A 20,601-nucleotide genomic window follows, 5' to 3' on the forward strand; every position below is an offset into this window, starting at 1 on the left:
TCGTCCTGCCGTCCATGCCAGTCCAAGACCCCAGGAGACACCGTGGCCGCTCCCCGACAGGACCGTGAAACCCGCCGGCGCATTGCCCGGATGCAGGCTAAACGGGATCTGGCGCAGCGTCAGGCCAAGCGCCGGAAACGGGACAACCTTTTTGCCGGCACGGCGGGTGTCCTGGCACTGGCGCTGGCACTGGCCCTGCAGGTGGCCTGGTTTTCTTCGAATCCGACGCCGGAGGAGACCCGGCTCATTGAGCAGCAGGCTGCGGCCGGTGAAACGAACGGTGCCGCGCCCGGCCCTGTCCCGGACAAGTCCGCTGCGGAGGGAAAGGTTTTCTCCGGAACGCTGTCCACCAGTGCCGGGGACCTGGGCGTGGAGCTGGACGGCAATGTCGCACCGCAGGCCGTCGCAGTGTTTTCTTCCCTGGCGGAGTCCGGTTTCTTTGCCGGCAAAACGTGTCACCGCCTCACCACGGGTGAGACCATGGGCGTTCTGCAGTGCGGATCCGTGAACGGAGACGGAGCCGGAGATCCGGCGTACCAGTGGGGTCCGGTGGAGAATACGCCGGCGGACGGAGTGTATCCGGCCGGTTCCATTGCGGTGGCCCGGGGCGCCTCCACGGACAGCAACGGCACCCAGTTCTTCATCGTTTACAAAGACTCGCTTATCCCGCAGGATACGGGCGGCTACACGATCATGGGTAAGCTAACCTCAGGCCTGGATGTTTTGGAAGCGGTTGCCGCGCAGGGAGCTGTGAAGGACGGCGCTGAAGTCCAGGACGGAACGCCGAAAACCCCGGTGACGATAGACTCGTTTACCCTGAAGTAAATGGCAGCGCGGGCTCCGCACTGCCAAACCTCGAGTGAAAGACTTTTAGCGGTGACAGACAGTCAGAAATCCGACGAAACAGTTTCCGGGACTACTCCGGAGGCTCCCGAAACCCCACGGCCCGCAACGCCCAGCCCGGCAGCTTTTGCAGCACGGCACCCGGCGCCTGCAGCGGGACCCTCGGTAACCCCCAAGCCGGTCATCGCCGCACCTCCGGTCCACTCCACGTCGCTGGAGGAGGCTGCCCGCTTCGCCCGCGTCGAGGAGGACGGCCACGTCTTCCTGATTGTCGAAGGGGAAGAATTCCCGGTGGGCCAGTATCCGGATGCCAGCCGCGATGAAGCGCTGGCCTACTTCGTGCGCAAGTACGACGACGTCGCCAGCCAGCTTGCGCTGCTGGAGGCACGGGTGCAGGCCAAGGCTCCCGCCACGGACATGCTGAAGACCCTGAAGCACCTTGGCGAGCAGGTCGCTGAACGCAAGATGGTGGGTGACGTCCTGGCTCTCGACGCCCGGATCGAAACCCTGCGCACCAGCATCAAGGAAGCCGAAGCCGCTGAACGGGCCGAAGCCGAGGCCGTTCGGGCGCGCGAGCTCGCCGCCCGCGAGGCCATTGTGGCTGAGGCTGAGGAGATTGCTGCCAAGGATCCGGCCACCATCCAGTGGAAGACCAGCAGCAACCGGATGAATGAGCTCTTCGAAGCGTGGAAGACGGCCCAGAAGAACGGTCCCCGGCTCGGCCGCAGCAACGAAGACAGCCTGTGGAAGCGTTTCCGGTCCGCCCGTACCGTTTTTGACCGTCACCGCCGGGCATACTTCTCCCAGCTGGACAGTGAGAACACCGCGGCCAAGCGTGCCAAGGAAGCGCTGATTGCCCGTGCCGAGGAGCTGGCAACGTCCACCGACTGGGGCAACACGGCCGCTGAATACCGGCAGCTGATGGATGAGTGGAAGGCATCCAAGCGTGCCAGCCGCAAGGATGACGATGCCCTGTGGGCCCGTTTCCGCGCCGCGCAGGACACCTTCTTTGCCGCCCGTCAGGCAGCCAACGAGGTCATCGACGAAGAGTTCGCCGCCAACCTCGCGGTGAAGGAAGAACTGCTGAAGGAAGCCCAGGGCATCCTTCCGGTGCGCGACCTCACCGCGGCGCGGAAGGCGCTGAACGCCATCCGCGACCGCTGGGAAGAGGCCGGAAAGGTTCCCCGGGCCGACATGGGACGGATGGAAGCCGGTATCCGCCGCATCGAGGAAGCCGTCAAGGCCGCCGAGGACGAGCACTGGCAGCGGAGCAATCCGGAAACCAAGGCCCGCACCAACAGCGCCTTGAGCCAGCTCGAAGCCACCATCGCTTCCCTCCAGGAAGACCTGGCCACGGCAGAGAAGAACGGCAACGCGAAGAAGATCGCCGACGCCCGTGAAGCCCTGGAAGCCCGCCAGCAGTGGCTGGCCATGCTGCAGAAGTCAGCGCAGGACTTCTCCTAGTAGCTTCAGCACCTTCGAAGGCCCGGCGGCAGCGTTGTCCACAACGCAGACGCCGGGCCTTCTGTTTTGTCCCCGGGTCGGCGAAGGTGGGCGCATGCCAGCAACCCTGTTTCCCTGTCCCGGGGTACTGCCGGCCTTCACTTCCACCGGTGGTGCCCTGTTCTTTGCGGGCGGTTCTTTTTCCAGTGTCGAGCTGCAGGCCATGGAGCGCGACGGATTGTTGCGCTGGCTTTATACGGACAGCTACGTGCGCTGGGACATTGAACCGGACCCGGTGTGCCGGGCGCTGGCTGCCGCCCATGCCCTGCCCGCACGGCTCCGCGGGAAAATCATGCTGGGACGGTTCACTGCAGCCTGGATTTATGGTTGTGCGCCTGCTCCCCGGCGGCTCCAGCTGCTGGTTGACCACCGCAGCCGCACCACGGCCCTGCCGCCGTTCAGCGCCGCCGTGCTGCACGAGGTGCATCTGGACAGTGAAGACGGCATGGAGATTGCCGGCATCACCGTCACCACTCCCCTGCGCACTGCCTCGGATCTGGCCAGGCACGGCCCGGAAGAGGAGGCAGTTCAGGCGCTGCTGGCGATCGCCGCGAATCCGGTGCTTCGCTGTCCCCTGGCAGCGGTCCGCGGCGCGGTGGAAGACGGCCCCCGGCAGCCGGGAAAATCAGCAGCTCTGCGCCGCGTTGACCTCGCGATCGACCAGGCGCAGCGGGACCTGGCGTTCCAGGCTCCCCCGGCAGGGCCGGAGGATCAGACGCGCCGCCGGGAGCCCGTGGTGCGGTAGACGTCGAACACGCCGTCGATCTTCCGCACCGCACTGAGAATGTGGTCGAGGTATTTCGGATCGCCCATCTCAAAGACAAATTTGGACATGGCCACGCGGTCACTCGACGTGTTCACGCTGGCCGAGAGGATGTTCACGTGGTTCTCGGAAAGGACCCGGGTGACATCGGACAGCAGGCTCTTGCGGTCCAGCGCTTCCACCTGGATTTCCACCAGGAAGACCGAAGACTGGGTGGGCGCCCATTCCACCGGCACAATGCGGTCCGGCTGGTCCCGGAGTTCCGACACGTTGCGGCAGTCGCTGCGGTGCACCGACACGCCCGAACCGCGGGTGACGAAGCCGATGATGGGATCCGGCGGCACCGGGGTACAGCACCGGGCCAGCTTGACCCACACGTCTCCGACTCCGCGCACGGTCACGCCCGAGTCGGTGAACTTGGGCCGGCGGGCCGCGGTTGAAACCGGTGTTTCCGCCAGGTCCTCTTCGGTCCCCTGGTGACCGCCCATCAAGGCAACCAGGTGCTCGATCACGTTCTGCGCGGAGGTGTGTCCGTCCCCGACGGCAGCATACAGTGCCGAGATGTCCTGGTGGTGCAGTTCCTGCGCCACGGTCACCAGCGCGTCGTGGGTCATCAGGCGCTGCAGCGGGAGGTTCTGCTTGCGCATCCCCCGGGTCAGCAGGTCCTTGCCCTTGTCGATCGCCTCTTCACGGCGTTCCTTGGTGAACCACTGCCGGATCTTGTTCCGGGCACGCGGGCTCTTGACGAACCCCTGCCAGTCCTGGCTTGGACCGGCACCTTCGGCCTTGGAGGTGAAGATTTCCACCCAGTCGCCGTGTTCGAGCTCGCTGTTCAGCGGCACCAGTTTGCCGTTGACACGGGCGCCAATGGTCCGGTGACCCACTTCTGTATGCACGGCATAGGCAAAGTCCACCGGGGTGGATCCGGCCGGCAGGGCCATGACCTCGCCCTTGGGCGTGAAGACGAAAACCTCACGGGCGTTGATTTCGAAGCGCAGCGAATCCAGGAATTCATCCGGATCCGAGGTTTCCTGCTGCCAGTCAACCAGGGAACGCAGCCAGCCCATGTCATTGTTGTCGGCGCCGCCGGGTGTCTTGGAGCCGTCCTTGTACTTCCAGTGGGCAGCCACGCCGTATTCTGCGCGCCGGTGCATGTCATGGGTGCGGATCTGGATTTCCACGGGCTTGCCGCCGGGACCGATCACCGTGGTGTGCAGTGACTGGTACATGTTGAACTTCGGCATGGCGATGTAATCTTTGAACCGCCCGGGCAACGGGTTCCACCGCGCATGCAGGGCGCCCAAGGTGGCGTAGCAGTCCCGCACGGAGTCCACGAGGACCCGCACGCCCATCAGGTCATGGATGTCGTCGAAGTCTTTGCCGCGAACGATCATCTTCTGGTAGATCGAGTAGTAGTGCTTGGGCCGGCCGGTGATGGTGGCCTTGATCTTCACCGCGTGCAGGTCATCGGCGATCTGCGTCCGCACGGTGGACAAATACTTTTCCCGCTCGGGGGTGCGGTCCCCGACCATACGCACAATTTCGTCATACACCTTCGGGTGCAGGGCCGCGAAGGACAGGTCTTCCAGCTCCCACTTGATGGTGTTCATACCCAGCCGGTGGGCCAGCGGAGCGAAAATCTCAAGTGTCTCGCGGGCCTTCCGGGCGGAGGACTCCTGCGACACGAAACGCCAGGTGCGTGCGTTATGCAGCCTGTCGGCCAGCTTGATGACCAGGACGCGGATGTCCTTGGCCATGGCGACCACCATTTTGCGCACCGTTTCGGACTGGGCCGCATCACCGAAAGTGACCTTGTCCAGCTTGGTGACGCCGTCCACCAGCATGGCCACTTCCGGGCCGAACTCGCGGCGCAGCTCATCCAGGGTGTAGCTGGTGTCCTCGACGGTGTCATGCAGAAGGGCCGCAGCCAGCGTCGTCCCGGTCATGCCCAGCTCCGCGAGGATGGTGGCCACTGCCACCGGATGCGTGATGTAGGGATCGCCGCTCTTGCGCTTCTGTCCCTCATGGCTGCGCTCGGCGACCAGGTACGCCCGCTGGATCAGGTCCAGGTCCTCTTTGGGGTTATTAACCCGAACGGTGCGAAGCAGCGGCTCCAGCATGGGTGAGTAGCCGGAGCTGCCCCGGCCTGCCAGCCGGGCCAGCCGGGCTCTCGTAGACGTTCTGCGGCCGGGCGCGGGACGCGCGGGCACAGGCTTGGGGCCGCCTGCTCCGGCGGCTCCGGCAGGCACTGCGTCGGTTGTCTTTCCGTCTGCGCGGGGAGCGGGATTGGGCGTCAATGCGGGCGTGGGCTGCTGGCCGGTGCGGGATGCCTGGGCCAGTTGCGGCGCAGCAGGAACCCGGGCAGCGGCATTAGCCTTTACAGGTGTTCCCGCGGCCCTGTCTGCACCCGCCTTGTCGGCCGGTTTCTCGCTCTCGCCCACTGCTGCCCTCTCTGAGACGTTTATCGACCTGCTCCACTTTATGCGCTGCCGTTCCCCCAAGTCACGGCGCCGGCTAAGCGAACTAGTCTTCGGTTCAAGTCTATGCCTGTGCATACAGCTCGCCGAACCATCTGGGATGCCCCGACGTGCCCCTGTATACAGAAGACCTCCGGGGCGGTGCACCAATCAAGGAATGCACCGTTCCGGAGGTCTTTTGCCGATTGCGGCAGCTTTCCCGCAGCGCCCCGGCAGCGTTAGCGCCCGGTGGAGACCTCCGTGGCGCCGGCCGGAACTACTGTCGCAGCAGCTTCCTTGGCTTCCTGCGCACGGCGTTCCTTGACGCGTTTGGCCTGCCGGACAATCTCCGGCTCGTTCCGGCGCAGCCAGGCGTACATCGGGGCCGCAATGAACACGGTGGCCACGGTGCCCAGGATGATGCCGATGAACAGCGCGAGGGACAGATCCTTGAGCGTTCCGGCTCCCAGCAGGAACGCACCGATAAACAGTACGGACGCCACCGGAAGGACTGCCACCACCGAAGTGTTGATAGACCGGACCAGGGTTTGGTTCACAGCCAGGTTCACCTGTTCCATGAAGGTGCGCTTGGTGCTCTTGTCCAGGTTTTTGGTGTTTTCCCGGACTTTGTCGAAGACCACCACCGTGTCATACAGGGAGTAACTGAGCACCGTCAGGAAGCCGATGATGGCCGACGGCGTGACTTCGAAGCCGCTGAGCGAGTACAGGCCGGCTGTGGTCACCATGACCACCAGCAGCGCAGTGATGGCAGCCAGGGACATCTTCCAGGTGCGGAAGTACAGGGCCATCAGCACTGCAGCCAGGGCCACGAAGACGATGAGCCCGATCAATGCCTGCCGGCTCACGTCCTGGCCCCAGGTGGGTCCGATGAACGTGGACGTCACCTGGTCTTCTTCAACGTCATAGGCCTGTGCCAGGTTGTCCTTGATTTCAAGGGTCTGGTCATCACTGAGCTGCTCGGTCTGCACCCGCACGGTGCCGGGTGCGATGTTGGTGATGCGGGCCTCGCTGGCCACCTCGCCAACGGCTTCTTCTCCCGCGGAGATGTCGGTGTTGGCCGCACCCGACACGGTGAATTCGGAGCCGCCGCGGAAATCGATGCCGAGGTTGAAGCCGCCCTTGGCAACCGGGATGAGGATGGAGATGATGACGGCCGCTGCCGCAATCAGGAACCAGAGCTTGGCCTTGGGCACAAACGGGTAGGAGCGCTTGCCGGTGTAAAGCTCATTGCCGAAAGTGGCAAAGCGGGGGAGCTTGCTCATTCCTAGCCCTCCTTCTCTGTGCTGGGGCCGGATCCGGCCATTGATTCCTGTTTTTCGGCTGCCCGTCGCTCGGCAATAGTCATCCGGCGTTCCGCTTCCTTGGAAGCAGCCTTGTTCTTGGTGCGGACAGGAACTGTTCCGGGTTCGCGGATGCGGCCGGCTCCGCGGTACAGCGGCACGGCACCCAGGCGGGTGGTGTCCAAACCGGACCACTTATGGCCTTCGCCGAAGAACTTCGTGCGGGCCAGCAGCACCATGGTGGGATGCGTGAACATGAACACCACAATGAGGTCGGCAATCGCGGTCAGGCCCAGGGTGAACGCGAATCCGCGGACATTGCCCACGGCTACGAAATAGAGCACGACGGCGGCGAGCACGTTCACTGCCTTGGAGGCCAGCACGGTGCGCTTGGCACGCTTCCAACCGTTGTCGACGGCGGAGACGAGTCCGCGCCCGTCGCGCAGTTCATCGCGTATTCGTTCGAAGTAGACGATGAAGGAGTCGGCCGTCTGGCCAATGGCCACGATCAGACCGGCCACGCCGGCCAGGGAGAGCCGGTAGTTCTGCGACCAGCCGAGAAGGCAGATGGCGAGGTAGGTCAGGAGACCGGCAACCACCAGGGAGATGATGGTGACGAAGCCCAGGGCCCGGTACTGGAACAGCGAGTACACCGCCACCAGGGCCAGGCCGATGAGTCCCGCGATGAGTCCCATCTTGAGCTGGTCGGCGCCCAGGGTGGCCGAGACCTGCTGCTCGCTCTGGATGTCGAAGCTGATCGGCAGCGCACCGTACTTCAGCTGCTCGGACAGCGCCTTTGCTGACTCCTGCGTGAAGTTGCCGGTGATGCGGGGCTTTCCGTCGGTGATGACGCCCTGCACCGTAGGTGCGGAGATAACCTGGCCGTCCAGCACAATGGCGAACTGGTTGTGCGGGTCACCCTGCTGGAAGGCAAAGAGGCGCTCAGTTACGCCCTTGAAAACTTCGGTGCCCTCACCGTTGAACTCGATGTTCACGCCCCACTCGTTGATCGAGGCACCCTGGCTGCTGGTGGACAGGCCGAAGGTGGCATCGGCGATGTCGGAGCCGGGAACTTCCACCGGGCCCAGGATGTACTTGGCTCCGGTGCCCGGTTCGCAGGTGATCAGCGGCTGGTCGGCCGGGGCCGCCTCAGTGGACGCTTCCAGCGTGGCCGGATCCGTGCAGTCCGTGCTTTCGAATTCGCGGTACAGCTCGGGGGTGATCCAGTTGTCGTCAGACGCGTTGGCCGGTTCGCCGGCGGGCTTGGGCAGCTGCTCGTCCGGAAGCGGTGTTTCAACGGGACCGCCGGCTGCAATTGCGAGCACCGGGCGGAACTCCATCTGCGCCGATGCCTGGATCAGCTGGCGTGTCTCAGCCGAGGGAACGCCGGGAAGTGAAACCACAACGTTGCGGCCGGACTGCGTGGTGATCTCTGCCTCGGACACACCGCTGCCGTCCACGCGCTGGCGGATGATTTCCACGGCCTGGTCCAGCTGTTCCTGGGTGATGTCGGCGCCGCCCTGAACCTGGGGTGCCAGGATCATTTCGGTGCCGCCCTCGAGGTCGAGGGCAAGTTTGGGGGTCCAGCTGGCGTTGCTCCACATGGAACCGCCGCCGAGTAAAAGGGCCAGAGCAGCAAAAATGACGCCCAACCAGAGGAGCGTCTTTTTAGCGGCCGAGCCGGGGCCGGTACGAGGCATAGAGGATAGTCCTTCTAGGGTGAGACACACCGGAGGCAAGGTTGACTCCGGAGGGGCCCGCGGAGAGTCTTCATCCGCAGGCCCGTGGAGAGTCTAGTTCTCTTTTTTGTTTTCGCGGTTCAGGCGTTCGAGTGTTTCCTCGGGCGTCTCATCGGGATGCGCAGCCGAGTCGTCGCGGCGAACCGGGTCAGCGGTGCGGGGGGCGTCGTCGGCCTGTTCGGCAGCCGTGAGCGATGAAGCGTCGTCGGGAACTACGGGAGCTTCCTCTTCAACGGCGGGCTCCGTGGTGACAACCTTGGTCAGTGCCTGCAGGTGAACGGTGGCGGTGTTGCCGGGGGAAAGCTCCAGGACAGCTTTGTTCTCCTCGGAGTCAATCGACAGGATGGTGCCGAACAGTCCGAACTGGGTCATCACTTCGGTTCCGGGAACCATCTGGGTCCGCTGCTGCTGAACCGTCTGCTGCGTCTTCTTCTGCTTGCGGAACATCATGAAGATGAACAGGGCAAGCAGGATGGGCAGCAGGAGGCTGCTGAAGCTGAAACCTCCGGCGTTCTGATCGGCGGTGGTTTGGGCCATGACGTTTAAGAACACAGAGTGGTTCCGTTTCTGTTGTGGAGATGGTGTGCAGATATCGCAGGGCGGGAAGCCCGGGTCAACGAATGACCAGTCTAGAGGTAAAACGTCCGCAGCGGCGGAAAAGTTTCTCCCTGTACTGCATTTTCACTCCCCCGGCCGGTATCCTCAACCGGTCCTGGCACAAAGCGCATCCGCTGCGGCCTGCCCGCTAGGACTCTTCGGCCCCGGCTTCGGCTGACGTATTGGTCCCGGGTCCGGAGAACATGTTCTCCGGCAGGTTCGCTGCAACATTTTCAGGCATCTCCAGGCCGAGGTGCTCCCAGGCGGCACGGGTTGCCACCCGGCCACGCGGTGTCCGCCCGAGCAGGCCTTCGCGCACCAGATACGGCTCGGCGACGGTTTCCACCGTTTCCGGTTCTTCGCCGACGGCGATGGCCAGGGTGGACAGGCCCACCGGGCCGCCGTTGAACTTGGTGACGAGCGCGCGCAGCACTGACCGGTCCAGCCGGTCCAGTCCGCGGGCGTCCACTTCGTACATATCCAGGGCCGCTCCGGCCGTCCGGGCGTCGATCTGGTCCACGCCGTGCACCAGCGCCCAGTCCCGCACCCGGCGCAGCAGCCGGTTGGCAATTCGGGGTGTGCCGCGGGAACGCCCGGCCACTTCGGCGAACCCGGCGGAGTTGACCTTCATGTCCATCAGCATGGCGGAGCGGCGCAGGACCAGTTCCAGTTCGTCAGTGGAATAGAACTCCAGGTGTCCGGTGAAGCCGAAGCGGTCCCGCAGCGGACCCGGGAGGAGCCCGGCTCGGGTGGTGGCTCCCACGAGGGTGAACGGCGGCAGGTCCAGCGGAATGGCGGTGGCTCCGGCACCCTTGCCCACGATGATGTCCACGCGGAAATCTTCCATGGCCATGTAGAGCATTTCTTCGGCGGGCCGGGACATCCGGTGGATTTCGTCGAGGAACAACACCTCCCCCTCAGTGAGGGAGGACAGGATGGCGGCAAGGTCTCCGGCGTGCTGGATGGCCGGGCCGGAGGAAATGCGCAGCGGCGCGTTCATTTCGGCGGCGATGATCATGGACAGGGTGGTCTTGCCCAGTCCTGGCGGTCCGGACAGCAGCACATGGTCGGCACTGCGGCCGCGCAGCCGGGATGCCTCCAGTACCAGGGAGAGCTGCTCGCGCACGCGCTTCTGGCCCACGAAGTCATCCAGGTTCTTGGGCCGGAGGGCGGCCTCGATGGCCTTGTCATCCGGGTCGCCGGTGGGGGCAACCAGTCCGTCGCCGGGCAGGATGGACACGTCAGCCCACCTGCTGGCGGGGAGCACGCGCCCGGGCGCCGTCGGTGCCCAGCCGGCGGAGCGTCAGTTTCAGGATTTCGCCCACGTTCCCGCCGGCGGCAATGTCCGGAGCTTCGGCGACGGCGGCGTCGATGGCGGCGTTGGCGTCCTTCTCCGACCAGCCCAGCCCGGTCATGGCGGCCAGGACCTGATCCTGCCAGCGTGCTGCCGCCGGACTGTCGGCCGTTCCCAGCGGCACAAGCTTGTCGGCGAGCTCCAGCACAATCCGGCGGGCACCCTTGGGCCCGATGCCGGAGACCTTGCTGAAGGCCTTGTCATCGCCGGTGGATGCGGCCACGCGGATGGCTTCGGGGGTGTGGACCGCCAGGACGGCGAGGGCGATGCGCGGGCCAACGCCGCTGACGCTGAGCAGCGTTTCGAAGACTTCGCGCTGGTCCGCGTCGGTGAAACCGTAGAGGGTCATGGAGTCCTCGCGGACAATCATGGCGGTCTGCACCAGGGCTTCGCGCCCCACATGCAGGGAGCTCAGCGTTTGCGGCGTGGCCTGGACCAGCATGCCCATGCCGTTGACGTCGATCACCGCCGAATGCAGGCCAACGTGCGTTACTGTCCCGCGCAGGGATGCGATCATGACAAAACTCCAGGGGCTGTGTAGAACATATCTACGAATAGCCTACTGTGTGCCGGCGCTGATCCCGGTTCCGGCGCGCTGTGCTCAGCGCCGGGCACGTGCCTCCGCCTCGGCCCAGAGCCGCTGGGCCGGTGTCAGCCCGCTGGTCGGCGGCCTCACAACGGCCCGCGCCCCGGACGCCGATCCGGCCGTCGTCTGCCCCGGACCGGCCACCGAGCGCCGCCAGGCGTGGGTGATGGCCAGCGCCAGCGCATCGGCGGCGTCGGCGGGCTTGGGCGGGGCGTCCAGCCGCAGGATCTTGGTGACCATCTTCCCCACCGCGTCCTTGTTGGCCGAACCGGACCCCGTGACCGCTGCCTTAACCTCGGTGGGCGTGTGCAGGGCCACAGGAATTCCGCGCCGGGCGGCCGCCGCAATAACGACGCCGGAGGCCTGGGCGGTGCCCATGACCGTACTGACATTGAGCTGGCTAAAGACGCGTTCCACGGCCAGAACATCCGGTTTATGGGTGTCCAGCCACAGGTCAATGGCGTCGGAGATGACCAGCAGCCTGCCGTCCAGGGCAGTTCCTGCCTCGGTGCCGACTACCCCCACAGCCACCAGGGTGGCGCGGCGGTTGCGTTCGACGTCGACCACGCCAAGCCCGCACCGGGTCAGGCCCGGGTCAACACCCAGGACGCGCAGGCTCACCTACGGCTCAGTCGTCTTCGAGCTGGGCAAAGACCTCGGCGGAGATATCCGCGTTGGAGTAGACATTCTGTACGTCGTCGAGATCCTCCACGGCGTCCACGAGCTTGAGGAACTTCCGTGCGTTGTCCGCGTCGAGCTCCACATGCATGGAGGGCAGGAACTCGGCCTCGTCCGTGTCGTACTCGATGCCGGCTTCCTCGAGCGCGGCAACAACGGCACGCAGGTCCGCGGCTTCGGAGATGATCTCGAAGTTCTCGCCGGATTCCTTGACCTCGTCAGCACCGGCGTCCAGCACGGCCATCAGCAGATCATCCTCGGTGAGGTCCTTCTTGGGCAGCGTGACAACGCCCTTGCGGGTGAACATGTAGGCCACCGATCCGGGATCTCCCATGTTGCCGCCGTTGCGGGTCACGGCCAGGCGCACCTCGGAGGCGGCACGGTTCTTGTTGTCCGTGAGGCACTCGATCAGCAGGGCGGTGCCCTGAGGGCCGTAGCCCTCGTACATGATGGTCTGGTAATCGACGGCTTCACCGAGCAGGCCGGCACCGCGCTTGACGGCGCGGTTGATGTTGTCGATGGGCACAGAGGTCTTCTTGGCCTTGGACACCGCGAGTTCCAGGCCGGGGTTGCCGGCCATGTCGGCGCCGCCCGCGCGGGCCGCAACTTCGATGTTCTTGATCAGCTTGGCAAACGACTTTGCACGCTTGGCGTCAATGACGGCCTTCTTGTGCTTGGTGGTTGCCCATTTAGAGTGGCCCGACATCTACGCTTCTCCTCTGATGATCTGGATAAAAAGTTCATGGATCCGGCTCTCCCCCGTTACCTCCGGATGGAACGAGGTGGCCAGCAGGTTTCCAGAACGCACTGCCACAATTCTAGCGACGAATTCCTCAGCGGACGCATGACCATGCCTCTGCGGCGGAACCTGGGCCAGGACCTCGACGGAATTTCCGGTCTTTTCCACCCAGGGCGCACGGATAAAAACAGCGTGCACCGGAGGCACGGAAAGGGCACCATTTGCAGAAGGCAGGCGTTCCAGACCCTTGAAATCCAGCAGGGTTTCGAAGGACTCCCGCTGACGGCCAAACGCGTTGCGGCGCACGTCCATGTCAAGCCCGCCCAGAGTCTGCTGAGGTTCGCCGGTTCCGCTGCGGGCCGGATCCGAAATGCGGTCTGCGAGCAGGATCATTCCCGCACAGGAGCCGTAGACCGGAAACCCGTTACGGATCCGTTCCTGCAGCGGGCCGTATACACCGAAGGTCCGCATCAGTTTGTCGATGGTGGTGGACTCGCCGCCGGGCAGCACCAGCCCGTGGAGCCCGTCCAGTTCCCCGGGACGACGAACCGGGACCGCAGTGGCTCCCGCTGCCGCCAGTGCAGCCGCATGCTCGCGGACGCCGCCCTGCAGCGCCAGCACACCCACCCGCAGGGAACCTTCGCTTGTCATCGGGCCAGTCTACGGTTCAAATGCCCCGGTGGAGGGCAACGGGAAGAAGGTCCGCGGAGCTCCTTGCGATATATTCATAAACCATGAGTTCTTTCTCCGTCCTGACAGGCAAGCTGGTCCGCAGTGCCTCCAAACTGCGCGGCGGCGGCTCCGCACTGCCCGGCCTGGTGGTGGAGAAAATCGACCCCGATTTCATCCGCCGCACGCTGGCTGACCTTCCGCTCGGTGTTGCCGTGGTGTCCGGCACCAACGGCAAAACCACCACCACCAAAATGGTGGTGGAGCTGCTCGAAAGCCAGGGCCTGAAGGTCTTTACCAACCGCACGGGCAGCAACTTCACCCGCGGTGTGGCCGCGGCCCTGCTCGGCGAGGTGGACTGGCGCGGACGCCTGGACGCCGACGTCGCCGTCCTGGAACTCGATGAAGCGCATGCCGTGCACTTCGTGAAACTCATCCAGCCGCGTTATTCACTGCTGTTGAACGTCCTGCGGGACCAGCTGGACCGCTTCGGCGAGATCGACAAGACCACCCGTCTGCTGGAGGCCATCGCCAAGGCCACCACCGGCACCGTGGTCCTGAACCGCGAAGACCCGCGCGTGGCCGGCATCGCCGGCTCCCTGGACAAGCAGGAGGTCCGCTACTTCGGCCTCCACGAGTCCCTGCGCAGCACCTTCCCGAACGACGACGAGATGCGCGGCTCCTCGGCCGAAGCCGCGGCAGCTGTGCTGCCCGCCGACGTCGTGCTGGAGCGCGTGGCCGAAACCGACGCGGACTTCCGCGTGGACAACACGGTGGTGACCACCGGACTGAAGCTGCGCGGGGTCTACAACATCTTCAACGCAGCGGCCGCCCTGGCGCTGGCCCGCGTGATCGCCGGTCCGCAGGCCAATTCGGAGGCGCTGTTCACCGCCCTGTCCAACGTGGAACCTGCGTTTGGCCGCGGCGAGTCGCTGGTGGTCAACGGCCAGCCGCTGGAACTGGTGCTCGTGAAGAATCCCAGCGGTTTCCGGCTGGGATTGAAGTCCTTTGCCGCCCACGGCTACTCGACCATGATCGCCATCAACGACAATTACGCTGACGGCCGGGACATGTCCTGGCTGTGGGACGTGGATTTCGAGACCCTTGCCGAGAACGGCGTGGACATGGTCACCGGCGTCCGCGCTTATGACATGGCGCTGCGGCTGAAGTACGACGACGTGCCGGTGGCCGCCATTGATCCGGACATCACCGGTGCACTGAAGAAGTTCATCGCGTCCTCCGGGTCCTCCCCCATGCGCATTTTCTGCACGTACACGGCCATGCTGGCCGTTCGGCGCGAACTTTCCAAGATCACGACAGTAGAGGTGGTCTCATGAGCGAGGCGCTCAACCCCGCGGCCGGCGAAGACCGGACCATCAACATCCTGCAGCTATACCCGCGGGAGATGAACATCTACGGCGACTGGGGCAACGTCCTGGTCCTGAAGCAGCGCCTGAAATGGCACGGCTACACTGCCAACGTCCTGGAATACAACGTGGGCGACGAGTTCCCGGCGGACGTTGACCTGCTGGTGGGCGGCGGCGGACAGGACAGCGGGCAGGTGGTTATCCAGGACGATCTGCAGGCGATTGCCCCGACCCTGCGCGCCATGGCCGAAGACGACCTGCCGATGCTCGCCATCTGCGGGCTTTACCAGCTGTTCGGCAACTTCTTCAAGACCCACACCGGGACCGTGATTCCGGGCATCGGGCTGCTGGATCTGGAAACCCACGGCGGCACCGAACGGCTGATCGGCAATGTGCTGTCAGTCAGCGAGGAATTCGGTGAAATCCACGGCTACGAGAACCACTCCGGCCAGACGTTCCTGGGTTCGGGCGTACGTCCGCTGGCCGAGGTCCGCAAGGGCGAGGGGAATAACTCCAAGGACAATTGGGAGGGTGCCCGCTACCGCAACGTGGTGGCCAGCTACCTGCACGGCTCCCTGCTGCCCAAGAACCCTGCCATTGCCGACTTCCTGCTTCAGCAGGCCGTGATCCGCAAGTTCGGTTCCTTTGAGCCGCGGCCATCGTCAGCCAAGGATCTGGCGGAGCTGGCGAAGCTCTCGGAGCTGGCCCGGCAGCACGCCTCCCAGCGCCCCCGGTAGAATCGAGCCTGGAGCCAGCGCCGCTTCCTCTACTCCGTGCCGGCGCGCCGGAGCCGCACGGCTGCGACCGCAAAACACACTGCACCTGCAGTCAGTGCCAGGACGGTAACGAGGCGAGCAGTTCCGAAATCCTCGAACAGTCCCGGCGTCAGGATTACGGCCAGCGCTCCGAGCAACGCTGCACCAATAATGAAGAAAGCCGGGCGGTACTCACGGGTTGTGTTCATGCCACGGAGCCTACCCGCCATCGGAGTACCCGGCGAATCTGCCTCCGGCGGTGCCTTCTGCTGCCGGTTCCCCGGCAGGAGCTGCCGTATCACTACCCGGCGGCAGACCTGCGTTCCAGGTGTCTCCTGACATAACCGGCCAGAAGAGCCGCCAGGGTGCCGCTCAGCAGGACAAGACCGAGACCGATGAAGAGGAGCGCGGTATCCGCTCCTTGGTCCGGAAGCACCAGGGCGGCTGCGGCGGCGGTGAAGATACCGGCGCCCGTCCCGGCCGCCGCTGCGGCGGACCGGCGCGAACGGCCCGGATGTGCCCCCTCCTGCACCAGCAGCCCGGTGGCTGCGCCGAGAAAGCTGACCAGACCGGCACCGGCACCCACGAGGGCGCCCGTGACGGTGTAGACCACCGTCACTCCCCACCACGACGCCCCCGAACTCCAGCCCGCGAAGGCCGGATCGGAACGTGCCTGGGTTTCTGAGGCGATGCTCACTGCTGCTCCCGCCAGCCCGCCTGATCCGGCGCCGACCAACAGCAGGAGAAGACAGAGCAGACCCAACAGCTTCCCCACCCTCATGTCTCCGCCTTCCCAATGCGGCCACCATAAGCCGATTTGCTGCCCGGATCCTCCGTGCAGCTAACGGGCTCAAACCAGCGGATTCCGCCCCTTTGGGCCCGTCAACTGCACGAAGGAATCCCAAAGCGGATCTCCGGATTGCCCCGGTCGAAAGAGTCAGCGCACCGGATCCGTGGAGACCAGCCATTCGTGGGCGCCGGCGTCGGCAGCACCCATGGACTCGACCACGCCAATGGTCCGGGCACGCACCGCAGCCTGGTGTTCGGGTGTTGCGCAGGCACCCTGGGGCAGGTCCGCGGCTACGGAGCACCAGCGGTAGGGGTCCCGGACGATCACGGACGGAGCCCACGCCAGGTCAGTGACGGACCAGGCGCCGTCGTCGTCCTGTCCGAACTGGGCGCGCAGGATCAAGCCCTCATTGTTAACGTCATACCAGGGCGACAGCTCGGTGACGGAGTTGCCCAGACCGTAGGCGATCCAGGTTCCGTTGTAGTTTTCGATGGGCAGCACGGAGTGGCTGTGATGGCCGTAAATGAAATCGAACTCGCCGCTGTCAGCCAGGGCATGGGCCACCTCGACCTGCTGCGCATTGGGAACGGAGGCGTATTCATCCCCGGCGTGGATGGCTCCCACCACGACGTCGGCACCGGCGGCCCGGGCGGCCTTGGCCTTGGCGATCATCACCGCAGGATCCAGCAGGTCCACCTGCCAGCCAAAGTCCGCGGTCATGCCGTTCAAGCCGTAGGTGGCCTCCACAACGGAAACCCTGGCGGCGGGAGTTTGCAGGATGAAGGGCTTCGCGGCGTCCGCCTCCGAGGCATACGAGCCGGTGTGCGGCAGGCCCAGTGCATCCAGTACGCCGAGGGTCCGGTTGAGTCCGGCGGTTCCGGCGTCCACGGTGTGGTTGCTGGCGGTGGTGCAGGCGTCATAGCCCACGTCCTTGGCCGCAGTCAGGATCTGCGGCGGAACATTGAACAGCGGATAGCCGGTGTAGGGGCCGTCCGCTTCCGCGACGGGTGTTTCCATGTGGCAGATGCCCAGATCCGCCGAGTCCAGATAGGCCCGCTTGCCTTCGAGCAGCGGTGTAAAGTCAAGCGGCAGCTTCCCGGAGGCCGCGGCGTCGGCGCCGGCCTGGGTCCAGAGCTGCGGGTGCACCAGCAAATCTCCGGCCACCATCATCGAGAAGCACCGCACCGCCGCGCATTCCTCCCCCAGTCCGGGGGTGGGTGTAGGAACGGCGCCGGCAGCTGTTCCGGATGATCCGGGCTCGGAGGCAGTAGCCGAGGCCGAGGCGGCAGACGGGTTCGGCGCGGAGCTCGACGCGGAATTGGATGCCGGTGCGTCAGCGTCCGGAGACGGTGCCGCCGGTGCACAGCCGGCTGCAGCGGCAAGCAGGAGCAGTGCAGCAGCGGCTTTGCCCCTGGCAGCTGCTCGGCCCTTTGCCCCGGCGGCGAGCCCAAATCCGATGCTGCGCATACCCATAAAGTGCTCCCCCGTGTGACATGTTCAGTCCAAAGACCGCCCCGCGCAGTCCCGCCAAGCGTACGACGGCGTTTCTGTTGTTCGCGTCACTGAGCGTGTGCGAGTCTTGACGCTTATGAGTAACCCTTTCCTGCACACCAGCACCCTGCCCTACCAGCTCCCGCCGTTTGAGCAGATCACTCCCGATGATTTCCTCCCCGCCTTCAAGGCCGGCTTCGAGGAAAACCTCATGGAAATCGACGCCATAGCGGCAAACAGCGACACCCCGGATTTTGAGAACACCATCGCGGCAATGGAGCGCGCCGGTCAGACGCTGGCCCGCACGGCCTACGTTTTCTTCACGTTCGCGGCGGCGGATGCAACGGAGCAGATCCAGGCGATCCAGCAGGAGGTCGGGCCGCAGCTGGCTGAGCACGAGGACAGCATCTATCTCAACAAGGCCCTCTTCGAACGGGTCAGTGCCGTCTCCACCGACGGATTGGATGAGGAATCCGCCCGTTTGGTGTCCGAGTACCGCCGCAGCTTCATCCGCGCCGGAGCCCAGCTCGACGACGAAGGACAGGCGCGCATGCGGAAGCTGAATGCCCGGCTGTCAGTGCTGGGCACCGAATATGCGCAGAAACTGCTGAAGGACACCAACGAATCGGCGCTGCTGGTGACTGACGCTGCTGAACTGGACGGCTTGTCCGACGACGATATCGCCTCAGCAGCAGCGGCCGCCGTTGAGGCAGGCGGGGCCGGGGCAGGCAAGGAACAGTACCTGCTATCCCTGGTGCTGCCGACCTCGCAGCCGGCGCTGGCCTCCCTCACCAACCGGGACACCCGCCGGCGCCTCCTCGAGGCTTCCCTGAACCGCGGTTTCCGGAACAACAGCGAGAATACGCTGGGGATTGCCGCGGAAATGGCGGCCCTGCGTGCCGAGCGGGCTGAACTCCTGGGCTTCGCAAACCACGCCGAGTTCGCCACCGACAACCAGACGGCTCCGTCACTGGAGGCCATCCACGCGATGCTCGGGAAGCTGGCCCCGCCCGCGGTCCGCAATGCACAGGCCGAGGCGGAATTGCTGCGCGAGGCTGCCGCCCGGGACGGCGTCGAGGACCTGCAGGCCTGGGACTGGTCCTACTACTCCGAGCAGGTGCGGCGCGAAAAGTTCAATGTGGACCGCGCGGCGCTGCGGCCCTATTTCGAGCTGGAACGGGTCCTGAAGGACGGCGTTTTCTACGCTGCCAACCGTCTGTACGGCGTGACCTTCACCGAACGCCCGGACCTGGCCGGCTACCACCCGGACGTCCGGGTCTGGGAAGTCAAAAACGAGGACGGTTCAGGGCTGGGATTGTTCCTGGGTGACTATTACACCCGTGACACCAAGGCCGGCGGTGCGTGGATGAACTCACTCGTGCACCAGTCCTCGCTGCTGGGAACCGCCTCCGTGGTCATCAACAACCTCAACATCGCCAAGCCGGCCGCCGGAGAGCCAACCCTGCTCTCCTTCGACGAAGTGGTGACAGCTTTCCACGAATTTGGCCACGCCCTGCACGGCCTCTTCTCGGATGTCACCTACCCGCAGTTCTCCGGCACCGCCGTTCCCCGTGACTTCGTGGAGTATCCCTCCCAGGTAAACGAGATGTGGATGCTGTGGCCCGAGGTCGTGGCGAACTTTGCCAAGCATTACGCCACCGGCGAGCCGCTCCCCCAGGACGCCATCGACCGGATCGAGGCAGCCTCCACCTGGGGTGAAGGCTTCGGCACCACGGAGTACCTGGGCGCCACGCTGCTTGATCTTGCCTGGCACGAGCTGGCGCCGGGGGAAACAGTGCAGGACCCCGAAGCGTTCGAGGCCGCAGCCCTGGAACGTGCCGGCGTCGCTCTGGATTTGGTGCCGCCGCGCTACCGGTCCGGCTATTTCAAGCACATTTTCGCCGGCGGCTACGCGGCCTCCTACTACGCGTACATCTGGAGCGAAGTGCTGGACGCTGACACCGTGGAGTGGTTCAAGGAAAACGGCGGACTGACACGGGAGAACGGGGACCGGTTCCGCCGCGAACTGCTCGCCCGGGGCAACAGCATTGATCCGCTGCAGTCCTTCCGGAACTTCAGGGGCCGGGAAGCAGCCATTGAGCCGCTGCTGCACCGCCGCGGCCTGGCCTGATCCGCCATGGTCACCATTGCCGCCTGCCAGGAGCTGCATCAGGACTGGCTGAGGAACCTGGCCGGCGTCACCCGCGGGCGTACTTTCTCCACCCATGAGTCGGAATGGGCATGGCTGCCGGCGAGGCGGCAGCTGGTGCTGCTGTATCCGCAGCGGATTTCACCGGCCGGCGTCCGTCCCGGCCTGGCCGAGGGCATGCGGCTCGGTGCCCAAAGCGTTTCCGTATGGATGAACAACGCGGCAAGCTACGCACCTTTGGAGGCGTTCGGTTTCCGCAGGGGTCCGCAGCCGCTGTGGATGAGCGCCCCCGTGTCCGCGCCGCAGCAGTACAGCGCGGCCGCGGCGGCCCTGGACCCGGATCCTCCTGAGGTCACCGGGCCCGACGCCGACGAGCTCGCTGCCGGCCGTACCCACCCGCGCACCGCCTGGCATCTGACCACACGGGGTGACGGGAAGCTGACGGGCCGTGCCTGGGTGTACGATCCGACCGCCGCCGACCAGCCGTCCAACACACCGGATCCGATCACCGGCAGGCCCGGCATTCCCGCGGCACCGGCACGGAAACCCCGCAAAGGATCCCTGGCCGGAATTTTCGGTTTGTCCGTTGGACCTTCCAGCCGGCGCAGCGGCTACGGTACGGCCCTGCTGAGCCGGGCGGCTGCAGTGGCGGCCGCTGCCGGCGCCGACCGGCTGGCCATCAACGCTGCACCGGGAGGCGCCGAACTGTGCGCGGCCCGGGGATTCGAACTGATCGGCCGCGGACAATACCTGTTCCTGGATCTGCGCTAAGCGGGCTACCAGCCGGGCGTCACCCGGCCGGAGCCCGCTTCCACCTGCAG

At 65.3% G+C, this 20,601-nt stretch carries 19 protein-coding genes; 7 read left to right on the forward strand and 12 right to left on the reverse strand.

Translation table 11 applies throughout. The features are described from left to right. The first annotated feature begins 42 nt into the window (after positions 1–42). From CXR03_RS10990 to CXR03_RS11000, 3 genes are all read left to right on the forward strand, one after another. Positions 43–825, forward strand: a complete 783-nt coding sequence (locus CXR03_RS10990; protein ID WP_258073598.1) for a peptidylprolyl isomerase — start codon at positions 43–45, stop codon at positions 823–825. 51 nt (positions 826–876) lie between these two features. Continuing rightward, complete coding sequence (locus CXR03_RS10995; protein ID WP_258073599.1) at positions 877–2,307, forward strand: DUF349 domain-containing protein; 1,431 nt, start codon at positions 877–879, stop codon at positions 2,305–2,307. A gap of 94 nt (positions 2,308–2,401) precedes the next feature. Further along, a complete protein-coding gene (locus tag CXR03_RS11000; protein WP_104103797.1) occupies positions 2,402–3,091 on the forward strand; it encodes a hypothetical protein in 690 nt (229 codons plus the stop codon). Here CXR03_RS11000 and CXR03_RS11005 read toward each other — a convergent pair. The 9 genes from CXR03_RS11005 to pdxT form a co-directional block, all read right to left on the reverse strand. Continuing rightward, positions 3,058–5,229: a bifunctional (p)ppGpp synthetase/guanosine-3',5'-bis(diphosphate) 3'-pyrophosphohydrolase gene (locus CXR03_RS11005; RefSeq protein WP_258073628.1), complete on the reverse strand. Its 2,172-nt coding sequence runs from the start codon at positions 5,227–5,229 to the stop codon at positions 3,058–3,060. The genes CXR03_RS11000 and CXR03_RS11005 overlap by 34 nt on opposite strands. Positions 5,230–5,804: 575 nt before the next feature. Continuing rightward, positions 5,805–6,848 carry a protein translocase subunit SecF gene (gene secF / locus CXR03_RS11010; RefSeq protein ID WP_104103798.1) on the reverse strand — a complete coding sequence of 348 codons (1,044 nt, stop codon included), beginning with the start codon at positions 6,846–6,848 and terminating at the stop codon, positions 5,805–5,807. A gap of 2 nt (positions 6,849–6,850) precedes the next feature. Next, a complete protein-coding gene (gene secD / locus CXR03_RS11015) occupies positions 6,851–8,566 on the reverse strand; it encodes a protein translocase subunit SecD (RefSeq protein WP_104103799.1) in 1,716 nt (571 codons plus the stop codon). A 93-nt stretch (positions 8,567–8,659) separates the two neighbouring features. Further along, complete coding sequence (gene yajC, locus CXR03_RS11020; RefSeq protein ID WP_104103800.1) at positions 8,660–9,142, reverse strand: preprotein translocase subunit YajC; 483 nt, start codon at positions 9,140–9,142, stop codon at positions 8,660–8,662. Positions 9,143–9,350: 208 nt separating this feature from the next. Next, positions 9,351–10,433, reverse strand: a complete 1,083-nt coding sequence (gene ruvB, locus CXR03_RS11025; RefSeq protein WP_104054792.1) for a Holliday junction branch migration DNA helicase RuvB — start codon at positions 10,431–10,433, stop codon at positions 9,351–9,353. A 10-nt stretch (positions 10,434–10,443) separates the two neighbouring features. Then, complete coding sequence (gene ruvA / locus CXR03_RS11030; RefSeq protein WP_104103801.1) at positions 10,444–11,073, reverse strand: Holliday junction branch migration protein RuvA; 630 nt, start codon at positions 11,071–11,073, stop codon at positions 10,444–10,446. An 84-nt stretch (positions 11,074–11,157) separates the two neighbouring features. Next, entirely contained in the window at positions 11,158–11,763 is a 606-nt protein-coding gene (gene ruvC / locus CXR03_RS11035) for a crossover junction endodeoxyribonuclease RuvC (protein ID WP_104054020.1), read from the reverse strand. Between the two features lie 7 nt (positions 11,764–11,770). Beyond that, complete coding sequence (locus tag CXR03_RS11040; protein WP_104054019.1) at positions 11,771–12,526, reverse strand: YebC/PmpR family DNA-binding transcriptional regulator; 756 nt, start codon at positions 12,524–12,526, stop codon at positions 11,771–11,773. Continuing rightward, a complete protein-coding gene (pdxT, locus tag CXR03_RS11045) occupies positions 12,527–13,210 on the reverse strand; it encodes a pyridoxal 5'-phosphate synthase glutaminase subunit PdxT (RefSeq protein ID WP_104103802.1) in 684 nt (227 codons plus the stop codon). Positions 13,211–13,293: 83 nt separating this feature from the next. Between pdxT and CXR03_RS11050 the strand changes: the two genes are divergently transcribed. Then, complete coding sequence (locus CXR03_RS11050) at positions 13,294–14,565, forward strand: Mur ligase family protein (protein WP_104103803.1); 1,272 nt, start codon at positions 13,294–13,296, stop codon at positions 14,563–14,565. Further along, positions 14,562–15,332 carry a type 1 glutamine amidotransferase gene (locus tag CXR03_RS11055; protein WP_104103804.1) on the forward strand — a complete coding sequence of 257 codons (771 nt, stop codon included), beginning with the start codon at positions 14,562–14,564 and terminating at the stop codon, positions 15,330–15,332. Before CXR03_RS11050 ends, CXR03_RS11055 begins: the two co-directional genes overlap by 4 nt. A gap of 29 nt (positions 15,333–15,361) precedes the next feature. Here CXR03_RS11055 and CXR03_RS11060 read toward each other — a convergent pair whose 3' ends face one another. From CXR03_RS11060 to CXR03_RS11070, 3 genes are all read right to left on the reverse strand, one after another. Beyond that, positions 15,362–15,559: a hypothetical protein gene (locus tag CXR03_RS11060; RefSeq protein WP_104054015.1), complete on the reverse strand. Its 198-nt coding sequence runs from the start codon at positions 15,557–15,559 to the stop codon at positions 15,362–15,364. Between the two features lie 92 nt (positions 15,560–15,651). Continuing rightward, on the reverse strand, positions 15,652–16,047 hold the full coding sequence (locus tag CXR03_RS11065) for a hypothetical protein (protein WP_146070486.1): 396 nt from the start codon (positions 16,045–16,047) through the stop codon (positions 15,652–15,654). A gap of 240 nt (positions 16,048–16,287) precedes the next feature. Next, complete coding sequence (locus CXR03_RS11070) at positions 16,288–17,607, reverse strand: CapA family protein (protein WP_104103807.1); 1,320 nt, start codon at positions 17,605–17,607, stop codon at positions 16,288–16,290. A gap of 121 nt (positions 17,608–17,728) precedes the next feature. Here CXR03_RS11070 and CXR03_RS11075 point away from each other — a divergent pair, with 121 nt between their 5' ends. Continuing rightward, positions 17,729–19,762 (forward strand): M3 family metallopeptidase, encoded by a 2,034-nt coding sequence (locus CXR03_RS11075; protein WP_104103808.1) that lies wholly within the window; start codon positions 17,729–17,731, stop codon positions 19,760–19,762. Between the two features lie 6 nt (positions 19,763–19,768). Further along, positions 19,769–20,551 carry a GNAT family N-acetyltransferase gene (locus CXR03_RS11080; RefSeq protein ID WP_104103809.1) on the forward strand — a complete coding sequence of 261 codons (783 nt, stop codon included), beginning with the start codon at positions 19,769–19,771 and terminating at the stop codon, positions 20,549–20,551. The last annotated feature ends 50 nt before the right edge of the window (positions 20,552–20,601 follow it).

The organism is Arthrobacter sp. 08Y14 (genome assembly GCF_002929455.1).
GTDB classification, from domain to species: Bacteria; Actinomycetota; Actinomycetes; order Actinomycetales; family Micrococcaceae; genus Arthrobacter_B; species Arthrobacter_B sunyaminii.

Excerpts from the sequence above, each read along its gene's own strand:
- secD (WP_104103799.1), bottom strand. The coding sequence starts at position 8,566 with ATGCCTCGTACCGGCCCCGGCTCGGCCGCTAAAAAGACGCTCCTCTGG.
- CXR03_RS11060 (WP_104054015.1), bottom strand. The coding sequence starts at position 15,559 with ATGAACACAACCCGTGAGTACCGCCCGGCTTTCTTCATTATTGGTGCA.
- yajC (WP_104103800.1), bottom strand. The coding sequence starts at position 9,142 with ATGGCCCAAACCACCGCCGATCAGAACGCCGGAGGTTTCAGCTTCAGC.
- ruvA (WP_104103801.1), bottom strand. The coding sequence starts at position 11,073 with ATGATCGCATCCCTGCGCGGGACAGTAACGCACGTTGGCCTGCATTCG.
- CXR03_RS11005 (WP_258073628.1), bottom strand. The coding sequence starts at position 5,229 with ATGCTGGAGCCGCTGCTTCGCACCGTTCGGGTTAATAACCCCAAAGAG.
- CXR03_RS11075 (WP_104103808.1), top strand. The coding sequence starts at position 17,729 with ATGAGTAACCCTTTCCTGCACACCAGCACCCTGCCCTACCAGCTCCCG.
- CXR03_RS11080 (WP_104103809.1), top strand. The coding sequence starts at position 19,769 with ATGGTCACCATTGCCGCCTGCCAGGAGCTGCATCAGGACTGGCTGAGG.
- CXR03_RS11055 (WP_104103804.1), top strand. The coding sequence starts at position 14,562 with ATGAGCGAGGCGCTCAACCCCGCGGCCGGCGAAGACCGGACCATCAAC.
- secF (WP_104103798.1), bottom strand. The coding sequence starts at position 6,848 with ATGAGCAAGCTCCCCCGCTTTGCCACTTTCGGCAATGAGCTTTACACC.
- CXR03_RS11040 (WP_104054019.1), bottom strand. The coding sequence starts at position 12,526 with ATGTCGGGCCACTCTAAATGGGCAACCACCAAGCACAAGAAGGCCGTC.
- CXR03_RS11000 (WP_104103797.1), top strand. The coding sequence starts at position 2,402 with ATGCCAGCAACCCTGTTTCCCTGTCCCGGGGTACTGCCGGCCTTCACT.
- pdxT (WP_104103802.1), bottom strand. The coding sequence starts at position 13,210 with ATGACAAGCGAAGGTTCCCTGCGGGTGGGTGTGCTGGCGCTGCAGGGC.
- CXR03_RS11070 (WP_104103807.1), bottom strand. The coding sequence starts at position 17,607 with ATGCGCAGCATCGGATTTGGGCTCGCCGCCGGGGCAAAGGGCCGAGCA.
- CXR03_RS11050 (WP_104103803.1), top strand. The coding sequence starts at position 13,294 with ATGAGTTCTTTCTCCGTCCTGACAGGCAAGCTGGTCCGCAGTGCCTCC.